Origin of the sequence: Paraburkholderia sp. RAU2J, assembly GCF_003634845.1 — a bacterium.
GTDB lineage: Bacteria > Pseudomonadota > Gammaproteobacteria > Burkholderiales > Burkholderiaceae > Paraburkholderia > Paraburkholderia fynbosensis.
The window spans coordinates 3,593,197-3,614,121 of sequence record NZ_RBXG01000001.1 but is presented as its reverse complement, the minus strand read 5'-3'; the positions used below and the strand labels follow the sequence as shown (position 1 = coordinate 3,614,121).

Genomic DNA, 20,925 nt, shown 5'->3' with positions numbered 1-20,925 from the left:
CCTCTGCTTTTGCACTCGGGTACACCGGCTGGAGCGCAATCGGAAAATGCGCGGCGGGTTTCGTCTTTACGCACCGATTGTTTTTGCGTAATATGGCGCTCAGTCACGCGATTCCTTCCAGGAATATCGCTGCTCCGTCCGGCTGGGTTTGGCTCGATAGTCTGTTTCGCCGCCCCCCGGTGCGTGCTCCCATCAATATGACCGATCAGAATCGGGCGAGCGCGTCTTCAGTTCCACATCGTCTGTTTGATCCGGTTCTTTGACCACAGGGTCTGACCTAGCTGCATGAATACCCAAGAGGCGAAGATCGTCCTCGAGACTGCCTTGATCTGCGCGCAGGAGCCGTTAAAGCTCGGCGAATTGCGCAAGCTCTTTGCCGACGGCGTGTCGGCAGACACCGTTCGGAACTTGCTCGAAGACCTCAAGCAGGACTGGTCTGGGCGTGGTGTGGAGCTGGTCGGGCTGGCATCGGGCTGGCGGTTTCAAAGCAAGCCCGCGATGCGTTCGTACCTGGATCGTTTACATCCGGAAAAACCGCCGAAATATTCGCGCGCGGTGCTCGAAACGCTCGCGATCATTGCCTACCGGCAGCCGGTCACGCGGGGCGATATCGAAGAAATTCGCGGTGTCACGGTGAATACGCAGGTCGTCAAGCAACTGGAGGATCGCGGCTGGATCGAGGTGATCGGTCATCGCGACGTGCCGGGGCGTCCGGCGCTGTACGCAACCACGCGGCAGTTCCTCGACGACCTTGGTCTGACCGCGCTGGACGAGTTGCCGCCGCTCTCGGACCCGTCGGCCCAATTGAACGCGGATTTGCTCGGTCAGCATGCGATCGAATTCACCGACATCGAGGCCGCGCACAATCTGGCGAAGAGCGAAGAAGGCGAGGTCGCGGATCACCCGGAGGTGCCGCCGGCCGAGGTGGCAGGGGCAGAGAGTGCCGAAGCCGAAGCGGCCGGGAGTGCCGCAGATGTCACGCCGGCGCCGCAGCCACATCCGGACGCGGTCGACGCGCCGGGCGCACAAGAACATGCTGAAACGGCAGACGCAGCACCGCAGGCCGGCATCGCCGGGTCAGCACAGCATGACGATCCGGTCTCCCAGGCCGATCCGGCAACATCCGCGCACGACTCGGGCGTACTCCGCAATACGGAGCACGCCGCCGAGCCGAATCCGACCACGGCGGCGCAAGACGATCCTGAAGATCGTCGCGATGCCGCGCAGGACGCAGGCATTCTGACCGACGACGAACCCGAGTCGCGCAGCGCCTGACGTAACCGAACTTTTTTGCCACGCCCGCAACGGGCGTGCGCGACCTGACATTTTGAGGTTGTTTTGACACATACCCACGACACCGATTCGTCCGAATCCGAGCGCGCCGTGCCGTCGGCACGGGCCGACGAAACGCGCAACACGCAAGCGTCGGCAGGCGAGGGCGAGCGCCCGGCGCAGACCGCGGAAGCAGACGGTGAAGACCGTCCGCGCCGCGGCCTGCGTCGCGGACCGCGCAGCCTGATCGCGCGGCGCCGAGCCGGGACGAAGACGAAGGGCGCCGAAGGCGTGCCCGCGCCAGCGGCGCCGGTCGTCACCGAGGCGCCGCCGGACGGCGAAGTGGTCGCGCAGGTGCGCATGCCCCGCAAGGATGCAGGCGCCAAGGGCCAAGGCTCGCGGCGCAATGCCCAGGCGGGCGGCGCGAAGCGCGAGGGTGGTCAGCGCGAAGGCGCGCCTCGTGAAGGTCAGCGCGAGCGTCAGCCGCGTGAGGGCGGGCAGCGCCAGAACCGCCGCGGCGGCGAGGTGCCGGCAGCGGCGGGCACGGAAGCCGGTCAGGACGATCTGTTCTCGTACGTGACATCTCCGGCGTTCGACGCGGACAACAGCGCGAGCGGCGGCGTGCGCGCCCCGATGCTGCGTCGTGGCAAGCCGGCTGCGCCCAAGCGTGTGCTGGCCGCGGACGACGACGCGCCGAAGCTGCACAAGGTGCTGGCCGAAGCGGGCATGGGTTCGCGCCGCGACATGGAAGAGCTGATCGTGGCCGGCCGCGTGTCGGTGAACGGCGAGCCGGCTCACATCGGCCAACGCATCATGCCGACCGATCAGGTTCGCATCAACGGCAAGCCGGTCAAGCGCAAGCTGGCCAACAAGCCGCCGCGCGTGCTGCTGTATCACAAGCCGACCGGCGAAATCGTCAGCCACGCGGACCCGGAAGGCCGTCCCTCGGTGTTCGACAAACTGCCGCCGATGAAGACCGCCAAGTGGCTCGCGGTCGGCCGCCTCGACTTCAACACCGAAGGTTTGCTGATGCTGACCACGTCGGGCGATCTGGCGAACCGCTTCATGCACCCGCGTTACAGCGTCGAGCGCGAGTATGCGGTGCGGGTGGTCGGCGAACTGGCCGAAGGCATGCGTCAAAAGCTGCTGCACGGCGTCGAGCTGGATGACGGTCCCGCCAACTTCCTGCGCATTCGCGACGGCGGCGGCGAGGGCACCAATCATTGGTATCACGTCGCGCTCGCCGAAGGGCGCAACCGCGAAGTGCGCCGTATGTTCGAAGCGGCCGGCCTGATGGTCAGCCGCCTGATCCGTACGCGTCACGGCCCGATCTCGCTGCCGAAGGGTCTCAAGCGCGGCCGCTGGGAAGAACTCGAAGACAACCAGGTGCGCACGCTGATGGCGTCGGTTGGTCTGAAGGCGCCGACGGAGGAGCGCGGCGGCCGCAGCTCCGCGCCGGAGCGCAAGCAGCCGGATCCGATGCAAACCTCGATGGGCTTCATCAATCGCGAACCCGTGCTGATGTCGCATAGCCGGTTCGAACAGCAGCCGCGCGGCCAGGGTCAGGGCCGCCGCGGTGCGGCGGGCGGCGGCTTCGGCGGCGGCGCGGGCACCGGTTACGGCAACCGCGGCGCGGGCCGTGGCGCCGGTGGCTTCGGCGGCGCGTTGGGCGGCGGTGCCGCCGGCCCGCGTGGCGGCCGTGAAGTCGACGGCAATCGCGCGCCGTCAGGCAGTGGCAATCGTGCTGGCGGCGGCAAGCGTGCAGCCGGCAACACCGCCAATCCGGGCGGCGGCAATCGTGGCCCCGGAGGCAATCGTGGCGGCAACGCTAATCGCGCGGGCGGCGGTAATGCCAACGCGGGCGGCGCCAATCGCGGCGGCAGCGCGCCGCGCGGCCGTACGCGCGGTCGTTGAGCAAGCGGAATAACCACGTATGACGGCCGGCAGCGTATCGTTCCTTAACGATTTTCGCGGCCGCCGTCGGATTCGATCGATGAATGCCGCAGTTTTATGCCGCGCATAAAACTGCGATGCGGCGGAAAATGGGGCAGGGTTTAACCGCCCCGCTTGTCGGGCCTGGCTCAGAGCTGCGTCAGCCGCTTTGCAAAACGCCCGGCGAGGCGGCCGCGGCGTCGAAAGATTCCCATGAAATCAAGCGGAAATGCGCTTCGTACGGCGTTCTGCGGTTTGCGTTTGTCCCGAAAAATGGCTACAATCGCGAAGTCGCTGGGCGTGCGGCTTTTCATGTGCGGCTCAGGTGCGACCACCGGTAATAAGATGATGGGCGTTTAGCCCATTTTTTTTTGCCGCTCAGTTCATCGTGGTTCGGCATCTCGGGTTCGCACGAACGTGCGCCGGCTTGGCGCACGGCCCGCATTGATTGTTTGCAAAACAAGCGGCAGGCTCGCTGCGCGAACATCTAAGAGGGCACTGTGCAACTGACGGAACTGATTGAAACCACGGTCGTGGGACTCGGCTACGAGCTCGTCGATCTCGAGCGCACCGGGCGCGGCATGATGTGCATCTATATCGACCAGCCGGCCGGCATCGCGATCGAAGACTGCGAGAAAGTCACGCGTCAGCTTCAGCACGTCCTGACGGTCGAAAATATCGATTACGAGCGGCTCGAAGTATCGTCGCCGGGTCTCGACCGCCCGCTAAAAAAACTGGCGGATTTCGAACGCTTCGCAGGCAGCGAAGTGGTTATCACATTGAAAAAGCCATTGGACGGACGGAAATCGTACCGGGGCATCCTGCATGCTCCGCAAGGCGAAACGATCGGTCTGGAATTTGAAGGGAAGGAAGGCGCCGCGATGCTCGATTTCACACTCGCGGACATGGACAAAGCACGCCTCGTTCCGAAAGTTGACTTTAGGAGCCGCAAACAATGAGTCGCGAAGTGTTGATGCTGGTGGATGCGCTGGCACGCGAGAAGAATGTCGACAAAGACGTGGTATTTGCCGCGCTCGAAGCGGCTCTCGCTTCGGCCTCCAAGAAACTCTTCGAAGAAGATGCGGATATCCGCGTCCATATCGACCGTGAAAGCGGCGAGCACGAAACGTTTCGCCGCTGGAAGGTGGTGCCGGACGAAGCCGGTTTGCAGGAACCGGATCAGGAAATTCTGCTGTTCGAAGCACGTGAGCAGAAACCCGAGATCCAACTCGACGAGTACATCGAAGAACCGGTGCCGTCGATCGAATTTGGCCGTATCGGGGCGCAGGCTGCCAAGCAGGTGATCCTGCAGAAGGTGCGCGACGCGGAGCGCGAGCAGATCCTGAACGACTTCCTCGAGCGCGGCGAGCACATCATGACCGGCTCGGTGAAGCGTCTCGACAAGGGCAATTTCATCGTCGAAACCGGCCGTGTCGAAGCGCTGCTGCGCCGCGACCAGCTGATTCCGAAGGAAAACCTGCGCGTGGGCGACCGCGTGCGCGCCTACATCGCGAAGGTCGATCGCACCGCACGCGGTCCGCAGATCGAGCTGTCGCGTACGGCACCCGAATTCCTGATGAAGCTGTTCGAGATGGAAGTGCCGGAAATCGAACAGGGCCTGCTCGAAATCAAGGCCGCTGCCCGCGATCCGGGCGTGCGCGCGAAGATCGGCGTGGTCGCATATGACAAGCGCATTGATCCGATCGGCACCTGCGTCGGCATTCGCGGTTCGCGCGTGCAGGCGGTGCGAAACGAGCTCGGTGGCGAAAACGTCGACATCGTGCTATGGTCGGAAGATCCCGCACAGTTCGTGATCGGCGCGCTCGCGCCGGCAGCCGTCCAGTCGATCGTCGTCGATGAAGAAAAGCACTCGATGGACGTCGTCGTAGACGAAAACGAACTGGCGGTCGCGATCGGCCGCAGCGGCCAGAACGTGCGTCTTGCCAGCGAACTCACCGGCTGGCAGATCAACATCATGACGCCGGACGAATCTGCGCAGAAGCAGAATCAGGAACGCGGTGTATTGCGCGACCTGTTCATGGCGCGTCTCGATGTCGACGAAGAAGTCGCCGACATCCTGATCGACGAAGGCTTCACGAGCCTCGAAGAGATCGCCTATGTGCCGCTCAACGAAATGCTCGAAATCGAAGCATTCGACGAAGACACCGTTCACGAACTGCGTAATCGCTCCCGCGACGCGCTGTTGACGTTGGCGATCGCGAATGAAGAAAAGGTCGAAAATGTAGCACTCGACCTGAAGAGCCTGGACGGCATCGATGCCGACCTGCTCGCGAAGCTTGCTGAACACCAGGTCCAGACGCGCGACGAACTCGCCGAACTGGCCGTGGATGAACTGGTCGAGATGACCGGTATGGAAGAGGATGCCGCTAAGGCGTTGATCATGAAAGCACGTGAACACTGGTTCCAGTGAGAAATGACCATGGCGCACTAAATTGAACGCGGCCGTTAGGCCGCATGACACGATGCTAACCGCAAGGAATCGGTCCTTGCATTAAGAGGAATGAATGGCGAGTAACAACGTAGCCCAATTTGCCGCGGAACTGAAAATGCCTGCAGGCGTGCTGCTCGAGCAGCTGCAGGCGGCGGGCGTCACAAAAGCGAGCGAAGACGACAACCTGTCCGAGGCGGACAAGGCGCGTCTGCTCGACCACTTGCGCAAGTCTCACGGCTCGACTGATGCGGACAAGCGCAAGATCACGCTGACGAAACGGCATACGTCGGAAATCAAGCAATCCGATGCGACGGGTAAAGCTCGCACCATTCAGGTCGAGGTGCGCAAGAAGCGCACTTTCGTCCGCCGCGACGAAACCTCCGCCGAAGGCGGAGATGCATCGAATCATGCGGCCGAAGGCGCCGAGGTCGACGATCTGGAACTTCAGCGTCGTGAAGAGGAAGCTCGTCACGAAGCTGAGCTGCTCGAAAAGCAGGCTCAGGAGCTGAAGGCCCGCCAGGAACAACTCGAACGCGAAGAAGCCGAGCGTCAGGCACGTGAGCAGGCTGCCGAAGCCGAGCGCCGTCGCGCGGAAGAAGAAGCGGCGAAGAAGCGCGCAGCGGCTGCCGTCGAGGCGGCGGCACGCGAGAAGGTGCAGCAGGCGGCGCAAGTCGCGCAGCCGGTAGTCGCGAAGGCCGAGCCGGTGGCTGCCAAGGCAGCGGAGCCGGTGGTGGCCAAGGAAAGCGAGCACGACGACGAACGCGCAGCAGCGGAACGCGCTGCGCAACGCGAAGCTGCGAAGAAGGCGGAAGACGCAGCGCGTCAGGCCGCCGAGAAAGCGCGTGCCGAGCAGGAAGAAATCGCGAAGCGCCGTGCCGCGGCGGAAGCCGAAGCACGCGCAATTCGCGAAATGATGAACACGCCGCGCAAGGCACAGGTCAAGGCGCCGGAACCGGCACCGAAGCCCGCCGAGCCGGCCAAGGCCGCGGAAGCCAAGGGCACGCTGCACAAGCCCGCACGTCCGGCAGGCGAAGCACCGGTGCGTCCGGCTGCGAAGAAGCCGGCTGCTGCGGCTCCGGCATCCCCGAGCGCACCGTCCGCCGGTGACAAGAAGAAGCCGGGCGGCGGCAAGGGCGGCTGGCAGGACGACGCAGCGAAGCGCCGTGGTATCAAGACGCGTGGCGATTCGAGCGGCGGTGTCGATCGCGGCTGGCGCGGCGGCCCGAAGGGTCGCGGCAAGCATCAGGATCAGAACACCACGTTCCAGGCGCCGACCGAACCGATCGTGCGTGAAGTGCATGTGCCGGAAACCATTACGGTCGCCGATCTGGCACACAAGATGGCGGTGAAGGCCTCGGAAGTCATCAAGTCGATGATGAAGCTCGGCCAGATGGTCACGATCAACCAGATGCTGGACCAGGAAACGGCGATGATCATCGTCGAGGAACTGGGTCACCACGCGGTGGCGGCCAAGCTGGACGATCCGGAAGCGATGCTGGTCGAAGGCGAACTGTCCGATGCGGAAGCATTGCCGCGTCCGCCGGTCGTCACGGTCATGGGTCACGTCGACCACGGCAAGACCTCGCTGCTCGACTATATCCGCCGCGCGAAGGTTGCAGCGGGCGAAGCGGGCGGCATTACGCAGCACATCGGCGCTTACCACGTCGAAACGCCGCGTGGCGTGATCACGTTCCTCGACACGCCGGGTCACGAAGCCTTTACGGCCATGCGTGCCCGCGGTGCGAAGGCAACCGACATCGTGATTCTGGTAGTCGCAGCCGACGACGGCGTGATGCCGCAGACGAAGGAAGCGATTGCCCATGCGAAGGCAGGCGGCGTGCCGCTCGTCGTTGCGATCAACAAGATCGACAAGCCGGATGCGAATCCGGAACGCGTGAAGCAGGAACTCGTCGCGGAAGGCGTCGTGCCGGAAGAATACGGTGGCGATTCGCCGTTCGTGTCGGTGTCGGCCAAGACCGGCGCGGGCATCGACGATCTGCTCGAGAACGTGCTGCTGCAAGCCGAAGTGCTGGAACTGAAGGCGCCGGTCGAGGCGCCGGCCAAGGGTCTGGTCATCGAAGCGAAGCTCGATAAGGGTAAGGGCCCGGTCGCAACGATCCTGGTCCAGTCGGGTACGCTGAACCGCGGCGATGTGGTGCTGGCGGGTAGCGCTTACGGTCGCGTGCGAGCCATGCTCGACGAAACCGGCAAGCCGACCAAGTCCGCCGGTCCGTCGATCCCGGTCGAAATCCAGGGTCTGTCGGAAGTCCCGCAAGCAGGCGAAGAAGTCATCGTCATGCCGGATGACCGCAAGGCGCGTGAAGTCGCGCTGTTCCGTCAAGGCAAGTTCCGCGACGTCAAGCTGGCCAAGCAACAGGCCGCGAAGCTCGAGAACATGCTGGAACAGATGGGCGAAGGCGAAGTGCAGTACATGCCGCTCATCGTCAAGGCCGACGTGCAGGGTTCGCAGGAAGCTTTGGTGCAGTCGCTGCTCAAGCTGTCGACCGACGAAGTGCGCGTGCAGATCGTCCACGGCGCCGTGGGCGGCATCAGCGAGTCCGACGTCAACCTGGCCACGGCTTCGAAGGCGGTCATCATCGGCTTCAACACCCGTGCGGATGCCCAGGCTCGCAAGCTGGCGGAATCCAACGGCGTCGACATTCGCTACTACAACATCATCTATGACGCAGTGGATGACGTGAAGGCCGCGATGTCGGGCATGCTGGCACCGGAGAAGCGCGAAGTCGTGACGGGTACGGTCGAAGTGCGCCAGGTCTTCAAGGTACCGAAGATCGGCGCGGTGGCCGGCTGTATGGTCACGGACGGTTTCGTCAAGCGCTCGTCGTCGGTGCGCGTGCTGCGCAACAACGTCGTCATCTTTACGGGCGAGCTCGATTCGCTCAAGCGCTTCAAGGACGACGTGAAGGAAGTCCGTCAGGGCTTCGAGTGCGGTATGTCGATCAAGAACTTCAACGACATCGTCGAAGGCGATCAGTTCGAAGTCTTCGAGGTCACCGAAGTCGCGCGTTCGCTGTAATTCACGCGACACGGCTCAACGGGCGGAGCGGGCTTTGACGCCCGCCCCGCCCGTTGTTTTTGGGCCCACTGTTTTGTGCGCAAGCCCCCTGGTCATGCTTTGAAAAGCGCGCCGCTTATATACCGCGCAAAAAAATCACCTCGGTTTGCGCGAACCATTTTTTGCATCCGTCAGATCGGATCACACAACACCATGCCTAAGAAACGTTCTTCTCCCAATCGCAACGTGCAGATCGCCGATCAGATCCAGCGCGATCTGTCCGAGCTGCTGCGCGAGGTCAAGGATCCGCGCATCGGCATCGTCACCATTCAGAGCATCGAGCTGACGCCGGACTACGCGCACGCGAAGGTCTATTTCACGACGCTGACCGGCGACCCGCAACAGACGCTCGAAGCGCTCACGCACGCGGCCGGCCATCTGCACAATCAGCTCTTCAAGCGACTGCATATCCATACCGTGCCGACGCTGCATTTCCACTACGACAAGACGATCGAGCGCGCCGTCGAAATGTCGCGTCTGATCGACGAGGCGAATGCCAATCGCGCGAAGGAAGACTGAGCGCACCGTGAGCGGCCGCGCTCGTTGCCATGCCTGAGCCGCGATGCGCTCAGTGCCGTTTTGTATTCATTGAAGTTTCCGCCTTTCCGACATGACAGCACCTCAACGCCCCCGCGTGCCGCGTCGCGCGCTCGACGGGGTCCTGCTGCTCGACAAGCCGTTAGGCCTGTCGAGCAACGACGCGCTGATCCGCGCGAAGCGTCTCTATCTGGCGAAAAAAGCCGGCCATACCGGCACGCTCGACCCTCTTGCGACAGGCCTGCTGCCGCTGTGTTTCGGCGAAGCCACCAAGTTTTCGCAAGATCTGCTCGAAGCCGACAAGACCTACGAGGCGACCATGCGCCTCGGCATTCGCACGACTACCGGCGACGCCGAGGGCGAAGCGATCGACACGCATGAAGTGACGTGCAGCGAGGCCGCGGTGCAGGCGGTGCTGCCAAAGTTTCTCGGCGACATCGTCCAGGTACCGCCGATGTATTCGGCGCTCAAGCGCGACGGCAAACCGCTGTACGAATATGCACGCGCTGGGCAGACCCTGGAGCGGGAAGGGCGTCAGGTAACGATTCTCAGACTCGAATTGCTCGCGTGCGCGCTGCCGGACGTGACATTTCGCGTGACTTGCAGCAAGGGCACCTACGTGCGCACGCTGGCCGAGGATATCGGCGAAGCGCTGGGTTGCGGCGCCCATCTGGTCGCGCTGCGGCGCACGGGTGTCGGGGCGCTGACGCTCGCGAATTCAGTGACGCTCGATGCGTTGTCCGATGCAAGCGAAAGCGAGCGCGACTCGTGGCTGCAGCCGGTAGACGCGTTGCTGTCGACGTTCCCGCTCGTGCGGTTGAACGAAGACGACACGCGCCGTTTTCTGCATGGTCAACGCCTCAAGCTGTCCGAGTTGACCATTGGCGGCGACGCCGTGAACGCGCCGCGCGTAAGAGTGTATGCGGGGCAAGGCCGCCTGCTGGGCGTCGCGAAGCAAGGCGAGGGCGTGCTCGCGCCCGAACGGCTGGTGGTAACGACGGCGAGCTAGATCGCTGTCGTGACTTTAAGCAGACGCGTCCGGCGACGGCGTCCGGCCTGCTGCAAAGTGCAAAGAAAAAGGCGGGACCGCGATCGAGCGGTCCCGCCTTCTTTCATCTTGAGCACCTCGTAGGACTGAAGCGGAGCCTCAGTGCGCCGCGGCGGCCGCCGCGCCTGCATCGCCGCCCGCGCGTTCCGGCCGCGTGATCCAGATCAGCGCGATCAGTGCCACGAAAATGCCGGCGGAAACAAAGAACAGATCGTTCACGCCCAATTGCGCGGCTTGCTGCGTGGCCATCGAGTTGAAGAGACCATACGCCTGCGGCTGACTGAAGCCTGCCGCGCCCATCTGCCGGATCGACTGATCGAACACCGGGTTGTAGGCGTTCGCCTGTTCGGCCAGTTGCGCGTGATGCATGATCGTGCGGTGATCCCACGCGGTCTGGAAAATCGAAGTGCCGATACCGCCGCACATGATCCGCACGAAATTCGACAGACCCGACGCCGCCGGAATACGGTTGCCGGGCAAGCCCGACAGCGTGATCGACACGAGCGGAATGAAGAATCCCGCCATACCGATACCCTGAATCAACGTGGGCAGCAGCAGCGAATACGTATCGACGCCGGTCGTATAACGCGAGCGCATCCAGAAACACAGCGCGAAGACGAGGAAAGACAATGTCGCGATATAGCGCGGATCGGTACGCGGCAAGATCTTGCCCGTGATCGGCGACAGCAGCACGGCGAAAAGACCGACGGGCGCCATCACCAGCCCCGCTTCGGTCGCGGTGTAGCCGATATCGGTTTGCAGCCACAGCGGCAGCAACACCAGATTGCCGAAGTAGAGCCCGTAGCCGACCGACAGCGCGATCGTGCCGCCCGTGAAGTTGCGCCGGCTGAACAGCGACAGATCCACCACCGGATGCTCGGCCGTCAACTCCCACACGATGAAGAACGCGAGCGCGATCACCGCGGCCAGTGCCAGCACGACGACGGTCGTCGACGAGAACCAGTCGAGATCCTTACCCTTGTCGAGCATCACCTGCAGCGAGCCGACCCAGACGATCAGCAGGCCGAGGCCGACGCCGTCGATCGGTGCTTTCCGGATCGCTGAATCACGGTTGCGGAAGATCATCCACGTCGCCCCCGCGGCGATGATGCCGACCGGAATGTTGACGTAGAAAATCCATGGCCACGAGATGTTGTCGGAAATCCAGCCGCCCAGAATCGGACCGGCCACCGGCGCAATCAGCGTGGTCATCGCCCACATCGACAACGCCATCGGCGCCTTCGCGCGGGGATAGCTGGCGAGCAGCAGCGTTTGCGACAACGGGATCATCGGGCCGGCCACCGCGCCTTGCAGCACGCGCGAAGCCAGCAGGAACGGCAGCGTCGGGGCGAGACCGCACAGCCATGACGAAATCACGAACAGCACGATCGACGCCATGAACAGGCGCACCTGGCCGATGCGGTCGGTGAGCCAGCCGGTCAGCGGCACGGAGATCGCGTTCGCGACCGCGAACGAGGTGATCACCCACGTGCCCTGGTCGGCCGACACGCCGAGGTCGCCTGAGATCGACGGAATCGAAACGTTCGCGATCGACGTGTCCAAAACGTTCATGAACACGGCGAGCGACACCGCGATGGTGCCGATCACCAGTTGCGCGCCCTCGAGTGGCGGGTGAGGGGCTTGCGCCTGAGCCTGAGCCATTAAAGAAGCCTTCTATGAATCGTCGTGTGGCTGCCTAGCTCTTCGCTGCGGGCTTCGCGGCGGCACCGGTCTGCGCCGACTTCGGCGTACCGCCGTTCGGCCCGGCGTTTTCCGCGATGATGCGCGCGATTTCCGCGTCGGCTTCGTCGCCGTATTTATCGAAGACGTTGGTCTGGTAGGCCGTATTCGACGCGTTGCCGAGCTGGCCGCCGCTGGCGTCCTTGATGTTCACGTCGGCTTGCATCGACAGACCGATGCGCAGCGGGTTCTTGTCGAGTTCCTGCGGATCGAGCGCGATACGCACCGGCAGACGCTGCACCACCTTGATCCAGTTGCCGGTCGCGTTTTGCGCGGGCAGCAGCGAGAACGCCGAACCCGTGCCTGCGGAGAAGCCGACTACCTTGCCGTGAAACGGCACCGACGAACCGTACACGTCGGCGGTCAGTTCCACCGGCTGGCCGATGCGCATGTGCTTGAGCTGCACTTCCTTGAAGTTCGCGTCGACCCACACGTCGTGCAGCGGCACGATGGCCATCAACGGGGTACCCGGCGAGACGCGCTGGCCGACCTGCACCGAGCGCTTCGCAACATAGCCGGTCACCGGCGCGGGCAGGACGTTACGCGCATGGTTCAGGTACGCGTCGCGGACCTTCGCGGCGGCGGCCTGCACGTTCGGATGGTTCGCGATCGTGGTGTTGGCGGTCAGCGCGCGGTTCGACGCCAGTTGCTGCTTCGCGGCGTCGACGGCGGCTTGCGCGCTCTTCACCGCGTCGCGGGCGTGCGAGATTTCTTCCAGCGACACCGCGCCGGTTTGCGCGACCGTCAGACGGCGCTTCAGGTCGTCCTGAGCGCGCGACAGATCGGCCTGACGCAGTTCGACTTGAGCCTGGTATTGATTGTCGTCGGCGAACAGGCCGCGCACCTGGCGCACCGTTTGCGCGAGATTCGCCTCGGCCTGTTCGAGCGCGACGCGCGCATCGGCCGGATCGAGCACGACGAGCGGATCGCCCGCCTTGACGACCTGCGTGTCGTCCGCATTCACGGCGATCACGGTGCCCGTGACTTGCGGCGTGATCTGCACGACGTTGCCGCTCACGTACGCGTCGTCGGTGTCTTCATGGAAGCGCGCGACGAGGAAGTAGTACAGGCCATAGGCGACCGCGGCGATCAGAATCACGATGACGAGCAGCGTCATCATGCGCTTGCGTTTGCCGTTGTTCGCCGGTTGTGCCGGCTGTGCGTTAGGCGCGGGCTGTTGGGGGGTGCTCATTGATGTGCTCCGGGTTCTCTTGAACGTCGTCGTTTATTCGGATGTTGGTGTGCGTGCTGCGCGGCGCGTGGTCAGTTCGCCGCGGCGGTCGCGGTGGTCGCCGACGCCGGGGCATCGGTCGGTACCACGAGGCCGGTCTGCGTTGCGTCGAAACCGCCGCCGAGCGCCTTGATGAGGCCGATCTGCATGTCGCGGCGGCGCATCTTCAGGCCCGTCACCGTCTGTTCGGCGGCGAGCAGATTCTGGTCGGCGGTCAGCACCTGCAATTGCGGCGACAGGCCGGCCTTGTACCGGATCACGGCCAGTTGATAGGCCTTGCTCGACGCCTCGAGCGCGCGTTGCGCGTCGCCTTCCTGCTGGTCGATCGAGCGGATCGACGACACCTGCGTCGCGACCTGCTGGAGCGCGTTGATCAGCGTCTGATTGTAGTTCGCGACGTTGAGGTCGAAATCGGCAAAACGGCCCTTCAATTGCGAGCGCAATGCGCCGGCGTCGAAGATCGGCAGGTGGATCGCCGGACCGAACTGGATCTGACGGCTCGACGCGGTCAGGAAACGGCCCCAGCCGAACGCATCGAAACCAAAGCCGGCCGCGAGGTTCACGTCGGGGAAGAATTCGGCTTTCGCTTCCTTCACGTCGTGCATGGCCGCTTCGACCTGCCAGCGCGCAGCGACGATATCCGCCCGGCGCGCCACGAGGTCGGCCGGGATATTGTTCGGCAGCGCGACCGTGTCGCCGACTGTCAGCGTCGGCTTGGCGATTTGCAGGCCGCGGTCCGGACCCTTGCCGAGCAGCGCGCCCAGCTGGTAGCGCACGACGGTGATCTGGCCGTCGAGGTCGGTCAGGTTCGACTGGCTGGTCGCGATGTTGCCCGTCGCGGTTTGCCGCTCGACGTTGGTGTCGAGGCCGGCCACCACGCGGCCATCGGTGATGCGGCCAATGTCCTTGCGGTTGGCGATTTCTCGCTCGGCGATTTCACGGAACGCGTACAGCTGGGCGAGCTGGTTGTAGGTGCTCGCCACGGACGCAGCGAGCGTCACGCGCGCCTGCTGCATGTCCGCCTGAGCGGCCCTTTCCTGCGACACGGCCTGGCCGAGGCGCTCACGATTCTTGCCCCACAGGTCGAGGTCCCACGACGCGCTCGCGAGTACGTTGTTCTCGCTATACCACGTGCCGCCGTACGGAGGCGGGTAGAGTGCGTTGGCGGAGAAGATCTCGCGGGTCCACGAATAGCTGGCGTTGACCTTCGGGAACAGCGCCGAGCGCGAGCTTTCGATGTACGAGGACGCCTTCGCCAGACGCGCCTGTGCCTGCGCAATCGACGGACTGCCGTCGAGCGCTTCCGTGATCAGTTCGGACAACTGCGGGTCGCCGAACTGCTGGGCCCAGTCGAGCGACGGCCATTGACCGCCTTCGCCGGGCAGACTCCGCGCTGACTCGTACTGCGTCGGCGACGAGATCTGCGTGTCGTTCTTCATGCCGAAGTAGTTCGCGCACCCCGTGAGGGCAAGCGCCGTCACCGCAGCGGCGACAGCGGCCCGGCTCGAAAGCGCGGGCGCGGACAGGGAAAGGGATTTCATCGCTCGACTCTTTGAGTGGAATGTAATGATGGACGCTGCAAGCAATTTCTTACAATTTGCTGTCAAAATTGCTTGCTGCGTCACGGGTTAGTCCCGTTTGATCACCGGAATTGACGAGCACACGACGCAGCATGCTCTTCAGGAAGCCCACCTCTTCGGCGGTGAAACCGTTCAGCAGGCTGTCCAGCACGCCGTTGAAGATGCCCGGCATTCTGGCTGCGATCGCATGGCCTTCCGGGGTCAGCGCAAGGCGTACGACCCGGCGGTCTTCGTTGCTGCGCACGCGGGTCAACAGTCCGCGCTTCTCCAGACGGTCGACCAGGCGCGTGACGGCGCTTGCGTCGATGCCGTATTCACGTGCCAGTTCGGCGGCCAGCAGGCATTTTCCGCTGGCGACCATGAACAGGATGCTGCCCTGCTGACTGGTGATGCCCAACTCCGCCATGCTGCGCTGGGTGATCAGGTTCGACATGGTCGATTTCACCCGCGAGAGGAGATAGCCGACGCTTTCGCCTAGCTGATACTCGCTGACGTTCGGCGCAGGATGGGGGGACGGCTCCGTCATGATTCTCGTGCGAATGCAATGGTTGACTAGGCAGGATTATAGGGCGCGGTTGATTGACGCGGCAAGCGTTATTACAGCTTAGGCAAGGATCTGTCCGCTCCCAAGCCGGAATAAATGAGGCTTTGCGTAGGTTTGCGCTGACAGAATCAGGTTGCTGTCTTACGCTCCGTTGCGTCGAAGATGCCGGGTCTATCAGGGAATACCAGAAAGCTTCATTCTTGCGTGCTACAATGTTGGGTTCCCAAAAGTGCGCTTTGGGCTTGTCGTGGTTGGTATCAGTAAGTCGTAACCGGCATAAGCAAGCGGCGCACTCCAACTGTCTCCAGGTTTCCTATGACCCGCGCCCTACGCAACATCGCCATCATTGCTCACGTCGACCACGGCAAGACCACGCTCGTCGACCAGCTCCTCCGTCAGACCGCCACCTTCCGTGACAACCAGCAAGTCGCCGAGCGCGTGATGGACTCGAACGACATCGAAAAGGAACGTGGCATCACGATCCTGTCGAAGAACTGCGCGGTTGAATACGAAGGCACGCACATCAACATCGTCGACACCCCGGGCCACGCCGACTTCGGCGGCGAAGTGGAGCGCGTGCTGTCGATGGTCGACTCGGTGCTGCTGCTGGTCGACGCCGTCGAGGGCCCGATGCCGCAAACGCGCTTCGTGACCAAGAAGGCGCTGGCGCTCGGGCTGAAGCCGATCGTCGTGATCAACAAGGTGGATCGCCCGGGTGCGCGGATCGACTGGGTGATCAACCAGACTTTCGACCTGTTCGACAAGCTGGGCGCAACCGACGAGCAGCTCGACTTCCCGATCGTCTACGCATCGGGCCTGAACGGCTACGCCGGCCTGGCGCCGGACGTGCGCGAAGGCGACATGCGTCCGCTGTTCGAAGCCGTGCTCAAGCACGTGCCGGTGCGCGCGGCCGATCCGGAAGCGCCCCTGCAGCTGCAGATCACGTCGCTGGATTATTCGTCGTACGTCGGCCGTATCGGCGTGGGCCGCATCACGCGTGGCCGTATCAAGCCGGGCATGGCGGTTGCCGTGCGTTCGGGCCCGGATGGCGCGATCCTGAACCGCAAGATCAACCAGGTGCTGTCGTTCAAGGGCCTCGAGCGCGTCCAGGTCGACTCGGCTGAAGCCGGCGACATCGTGCTGATCAACGGTATTGAAGAAATCGGCATCGGCGTGACCATCTGCGCACCGGAACAGCCGGACGCGCTGCCGATGATCACCGTCGACGAACCCACGCTGACGATGAACTTCCTCGTTAATTCGTCGCCGCTGGCCGGCCGCGAAGGCAAGTTCGTCACGAGCCGTCAGATCCGTGACCGCCTCATGAAGGAGCTGAACCACAACGTCGCGCTGCGCGTGAAGGAAACCGGCGACGAAACCACCTTCGAAGTGGCGGGCCGCGGTGAACTGCACCTGACCATTCTCGTTGAAAACATGCGTCGCGAAGGCTACGAGCTGGCCGTGTCGCGTCCGCGCGTGGTGATGCAGGAAATCGACGGCGTGAAGCACGAGCCGTACGAAAACCTGACCGTCGACATGGAAGACGGCCACCAGGGCGGCGTGATGGAAGAGTTGGGTCGCCGCAAGGGTGAAATGCTCGACATGGCGTCGGACGGCCGCGGCCGCACGCGTCTCGAGTACCGCATTTCGGCGCGTGGCCTGATCGGCTTCCAGTCGGAGTTCCTGACGCTCACGCGCGGCACGGGCCTGATGAGCCACACGTTCGACTCGTACCAGCCGGTCAAGGAAGGCGCGGTCGGCGAGCGCCGTAACGGCGTGCTGATTTCGCAGGACGACGGCGCGGCAGTCGCGTACGCACTGTGGAAGCTGCAGGATCGCGGCCGTATGTTCGTGTCGCCGGGCGAGCCGCTGTACGAAGGCATGATCATCGGCATCCACAGCCGTGACAACGACCTGGTCGTGAACCCGATCAAGGGCAAGCAGCTGACCAACGTGCGTTCGTCGGGTACCGACGAAGCAGTGCGCCTCGTGCCGCCGATCCAGATGTCGCTGGAATACGCGGTCGAATTCATCGACGACGACGAACTGGTCGAAGTCACGCCGCAATCGATCCGTCTGCGCAAGCGCTATCTGAAGGAACACGAGCGCCGTAGCGCAAGCCGCAAGGGCGCGGTGGACTAAGCAGGCCTCGGCCTGTGCCGGTTCGCAGCGATTCTTTGCTGCACGGCGTTGAAGACGAAAGCCACCTTCGGGTGGCTTTCGTCATTTTCGGGCTTGAGAAAGGCGTGTTGCATGCGGTTGCTGCAGCTCATCGTCTATTCGTCCCCGTTTCCGCAGAACACTATTGCGCGCTGCGAAAGGAGTCCTGCGATCGGTCGTGAAAGCCCGTCGCGACGGGCTCGGGCGACAATCCGTCTGCTATCTGCGCCATTCGTTCTGTGATATGCTCCCCGGGTGCAAAGTTTTAGGTCCTTCCAAGCAAGACTTGATTCGCGCAATCCGCTAAACGGTCAGGCCGTGTCGCGGAAGGTTCTGTAACCCGCTATTTCTCGAGAAACTCGAAGAAAGGTGAGCGTAAAAATGATGAAGCAATTCCAGTCGAACTCTTATCTGTTCGGCGGCAATGCTCCGTACGTAGAAGAAATGTACGAAGCGTATCTCGATAATCCGGCGTCAGTGCCCGAGAACTGGCGCAGCTATTTCGACGCGTTGCAGAACGTTCCTGCATCGGATGGCAGCAATGCCAACGACGTGGCCCATGGCCCGATCGTCGAATCGTTTGCTCAACGGGCCAAGGCTAATGCCTTCATCCCGCGCACGGCTGCCGGCGGCGAAGATCTCGCAACCGCCCGCAAGCAGGTTTATGTGCAGTCCCTCATCGGCGCATATCGCTTCCTCGGCTCGCAATGGGCCAATCTCGATCCTCTGAAGCGCCGCGAACGTCCCGCTATTCCCGAACTTGAACCCGCGTTCTACGACTTCACCGAAGCCGACATGGACCAGGAGTTCAGCGCAACGAATCTGTATTTCGGCTTCGAGCGTGCGTCGCTGCGCGAGATCGTCAAGGCATTGCGCGACACGTACTGCGGCACGATCGGCGCCGAGTACATGTACATCAGCGATCCGGAACAGAAGCGCTGGTGGAAGGAGAAGCTCGAGTCGATCCGTTCGACACCGAACTTCACCAAAGAAAAGAAGAAGCACATCCTGAATCGCCTGACGGCCGCTGAAGGCCTCGAGCGTTTCCTGCACACGAAGTATGTCGGCCAGAAGCGCTTCTCGCTCGAAGGCGGCGAAAGCTTCATCGCGTCGATGGACGAAGTCGTGCGTCACGGCGGCGCCAACGGCGTTCAGGAAATCGTCATCGGCATGGCTCACCGTGGCCGTTTGAACGTGCTGGTGAATACGCTCGGCAAGATGCCGGCCGACCTGTTTGCCGAATTCGAAGGCAAGCACGTCGACGACCTGCCGGCCGGCGACGTGAAGTACCACAAGGGTTTCTCGTCGGACGTTTCGACCGAAGGCGGCCCGGTTCACCTGTCGCTCGCGTTCAACCCGTCGCATCTCGAAATCGTCAACCCGGTGGTCGAAGGTTCGGCGAAGGCCCGTATGGACCGTCGCGGCGACGACAGCGGCCTGCAAGTGCTGCCGGTGCAGATCCACGGCGACGCGGCTTTCGCGGGCCAAGGCGTCGTGATGGAAACGCTGAACCTCGCGCAAACGCGCGGTTACGGCACGCACGGCACGCTGCACATCGTCATCAACAACCAGATCGGCTTCACGACGTCGGACCCGCGCGACTCGCGCTCCACGTTGTACTGCTCGGACGTCGTCAAGATGATCGAAGCGCCGGTGCTGCACGTGAACGGCGACGATCCTGAAGCGGTCGTTCTGGCGACGCAACTGGCGATCGACTTCCGGATGCAGTTCCACAAGGACGTCGTCGTCGACATCGTCTGCTTCCGCAAGCTGGGTCACAACGAGCAGGACACGCCGGCGGTCACGCAGCCGCTGATGTACAAGACGATTGCGAAGCACCCGGGCACGCGCGCGCTGTACGCTGAAAAGCTGGTGCAACAGGGCGTGATCACCGCGGAAGAAGGCGACGAGTTCGTCAAGGCTTACCGCAAGGCGATGGACGAAGGCCATCACACGATCGACCCGGTGCTCTCGAACTACAAGAGCAAGTACGCGGTCGACTGGGTGCCGTTCCTGAACCGCAAGTGGACCGATGCAGCCGACACGGCCGTGCCGCTCGCCGAACTGAAGCGCCTCGCTGAGCGAGTCACCACGATCCCGGAAAACTTCAAGGTTCACCCGCTGGTCGAGCGCGTCATCAACGACCGTCGCGCGATGGGCCGTGGCGAAGCGAAGCTCGACTGGGGCATGGGCGAACACCTGGCATTCGCGTCGCTGGTCGCATCGGGCTATGCAGTGCGCCTGACCGGTCAGGACTCGGGCCGCGGCACGTTCACGCACCGTCACGCGGTGCTGCACGATCAGAACCGCGAACGTTGGAACGACGGCACCTACGTGCCGCTGCAGAACATCGCCGAAGGTCAGGCGAAGTTCACGGTGATCGACTCGGTGCTGTCGGAAGAAGCGGTGCTGGGCTTCGAATACGGCTACTCGACCGCTGAACCGAATACGTTCGTCGCATGGGAGGCGCAGTTCGGCGACTTCGTGAACGGCGCGCAAGTCGTGATCGACCAGTTCATCTCGTCGGGCGAAGTGAAGTGGGGCCGCGTGTCGGGTCTCACGATGCTGCTGCCGCACGGCTACGAAGGCCAGGGTCCGGAGCACTCGTCGGCGCGTATCGAGCGTTTCCTGCAACTGTGCGCAGACCACAACATGCAGGTCGTTCAGCCGACCACGCCGGCGCAGATTTTCCACCTGCTGCGCCGTCAGATGATCCGCCTGTTCCGCAAGCCGCTGATCGTCGCGACGCCGAAGTCGCTGCTGCGTCACAAGGAAGCCGTGTCGGATCTGTCGGAACTGGCGAAGGGTTCGTTCCAGCCGGTGCTCGCCGAAACCGACGAGACCATCGACGCGAAGAAGGTCAAGCGCGTGATCGTGTGCTCGGGCCGCGTGTACTACGACCTGCTCGCGCATCGCCGCGAATCGAAGTCGAACGACGTCGCGATCGTCCGTATCGAACAGCTCTATCCGTTCGCGCATAAGCAGTTCGAAGCGGAAATCAAGAAGTACGACAACGCGACCGAAGTGGTCTGGGTGCAGGACGAGCCGCAGAATCAGGGCCCGTGGTTCTACATCGAGCACCACCTGAAGGAAGGCATGAAGGAAGGACAGAAGCTGGCGTACAGCGGCCGTCCGGCTTCGGCCTCGCCGGCAGTCGGCTACTACGCGAAGCACTACGAGCAGCAGAAGGCGCTGATCGAAGGTGCTTTCGGCCGCCTCAAGAGCGCGTCGATCGCTAAATAAGAGAACAGACGAACCGGGAAGGCGCGCTGCGCTTTCCCGTACCGCGTCTGGTGATCCAGTGAAGGTTCATCCGCGGTCATGGTTCGCAGGCGGTCGTCGTTCCCCGCGCC

Annotated in this window: 14 protein-coding genes; 9 read left to right on the top strand and 5 right to left on the bottom strand. The window is 63.2% G+C overall.

The features are described 5' to 3' along the window. Window positions 1-285 precede the first annotated feature (285 nt). Both scpB and rluB read left to right on the top strand, forming a co-directional pair. Complete coding sequence (gene scpB / locus B0G69_RS16450) at window positions 286-1,275, top strand: SMC-Scp complex subunit ScpB (RefSeq protein WP_121318634.1); 990 nt, start codon at window positions 286-288, stop codon at window positions 1,273-1,275. A gap of 63 nt (window positions 1,276-1,338) precedes the next feature. After that, window positions 1,339-3,186 carry a 23S rRNA pseudouridine(2605) synthase RluB gene (gene rluB, locus B0G69_RS16445; protein ID WP_121318631.1) on the top strand — a complete coding sequence of 616 codons (1,848 nt, stop codon included), beginning with the start codon at window positions 1,339-1,341 and terminating at the stop codon, window positions 3,184-3,186. Between the two features lie 167 nt (window positions 3,187-3,353). On the opposite strand, the gene B0G69_RS41020 is transcribed toward rluB, so the two are convergent. Then, a complete protein-coding gene (locus B0G69_RS41020; RefSeq protein ID WP_158608941.1) occupies window positions 3,354-3,518 on the bottom strand; it encodes a hypothetical protein in 165 nt (54 codons plus the stop codon). A 186-nt stretch (window positions 3,519-3,704) separates the two neighbouring features. Here B0G69_RS41020 and rimP point away from each other — a divergent pair, with 186 nt between their 5' ends. The 5 genes from rimP to truB all read left to right on the top strand — a co-directional run bounded on the left by rimP (window position 3,705) and on the right by truB (window position 10,278). After that, entirely contained in the window at window positions 3,705-4,163 is a 459-nt protein-coding gene (gene rimP, locus B0G69_RS16440) for a ribosome maturation factor RimP (RefSeq protein ID WP_121318629.1), read from the top strand. Further along, a complete protein-coding gene (gene nusA, locus B0G69_RS16435) occupies window positions 4,160-5,635 on the top strand; it encodes a transcription termination factor NusA (RefSeq protein ID WP_121318627.1) in 1,476 nt (491 codons plus the stop codon). The genes rimP and nusA overlap by 4 nt, the downstream gene beginning before the upstream one ends. Window positions 5,636-5,729: 94 nt before the next feature. Further along, window positions 5,730-8,693 carry a translation initiation factor IF-2 gene (gene infB, locus B0G69_RS16430; protein WP_121318624.1) on the top strand — a complete coding sequence of 988 codons (2,964 nt, stop codon included), beginning with the start codon at window positions 5,730-5,732 and terminating at the stop codon, window positions 8,691-8,693. A 192-nt stretch (window positions 8,694-8,885) separates the two neighbouring features. After that, window positions 8,886-9,251 carry a 30S ribosome-binding factor RbfA gene (rbfA, locus tag B0G69_RS16425; protein ID WP_121318621.1) on the top strand — a complete coding sequence of 122 codons (366 nt, stop codon included), beginning with the start codon at window positions 8,886-8,888 and terminating at the stop codon, window positions 9,249-9,251. Window positions 9,252-9,342: 91 nt separating this feature from the next. Continuing rightward, window positions 9,343-10,278: a tRNA pseudouridine(55) synthase TruB gene (gene truB, locus B0G69_RS16420; protein WP_121318619.1), complete on the top strand. Its 936-nt coding sequence runs from the start codon at window positions 9,343-9,345 to the stop codon at window positions 10,276-10,278. A gap of 138 nt (window positions 10,279-10,416) precedes the next feature. Here the strand turns inward: truB and B0G69_RS16415 are convergent, their stop codons facing one another. The 4 genes from B0G69_RS16415 to B0G69_RS16400 form a co-directional block, all read right to left on the bottom strand. Beyond that, window positions 10,417-11,979 carry a DHA2 family efflux MFS transporter permease subunit gene (locus tag B0G69_RS16415; protein WP_121318617.1) on the bottom strand — a complete coding sequence of 521 codons (1,563 nt, stop codon included), beginning with the start codon at window positions 11,977-11,979 and terminating at the stop codon, window positions 10,417-10,419. Between the two features lie 34 nt (window positions 11,980-12,013). Then, window positions 12,014-13,249 carry an EmrA/EmrK family multidrug efflux transporter periplasmic adaptor subunit gene (locus B0G69_RS16410; protein ID WP_121318615.1) on the bottom strand — a complete coding sequence of 412 codons (1,236 nt, stop codon included), beginning with the start codon at window positions 13,247-13,249 and terminating at the stop codon, window positions 12,014-12,016. A gap of 71 nt (window positions 13,250-13,320) precedes the next feature. After that, a complete protein-coding gene (locus tag B0G69_RS16405) occupies window positions 13,321-14,829 on the bottom strand; it encodes an efflux transporter outer membrane subunit (protein WP_121318613.1) in 1,509 nt (502 codons plus the stop codon). A 49-nt stretch (window positions 14,830-14,878) separates the two neighbouring features. Further along, entirely contained in the window at window positions 14,879-15,394 is a 516-nt protein-coding gene (locus B0G69_RS16400; protein ID WP_121318611.1) for a MarR family winged helix-turn-helix transcriptional regulator, read from the bottom strand. A gap of 333 nt (window positions 15,395-15,727) precedes the next feature. Here B0G69_RS16400 and typA point away from each other — a divergent pair, with 333 nt between their 5' ends. Beyond that, on the top strand, window positions 15,728-17,554 hold the full coding sequence (gene typA, locus B0G69_RS16395) for a translational GTPase TypA (protein WP_121318609.1): 1,827 nt from the start codon (window positions 15,728-15,730) through the stop codon (window positions 17,552-17,554). Between the two features lie 399 nt (window positions 17,555-17,953). Then, window positions 17,954-20,815, top strand: a complete 2,862-nt coding sequence (locus tag B0G69_RS16390; protein ID WP_121318607.1) for a 2-oxoglutarate dehydrogenase E1 component — start codon at window positions 17,954-17,956, stop codon at window positions 20,813-20,815. Window positions 20,816-20,925: the final 110 nt, after the last annotated feature.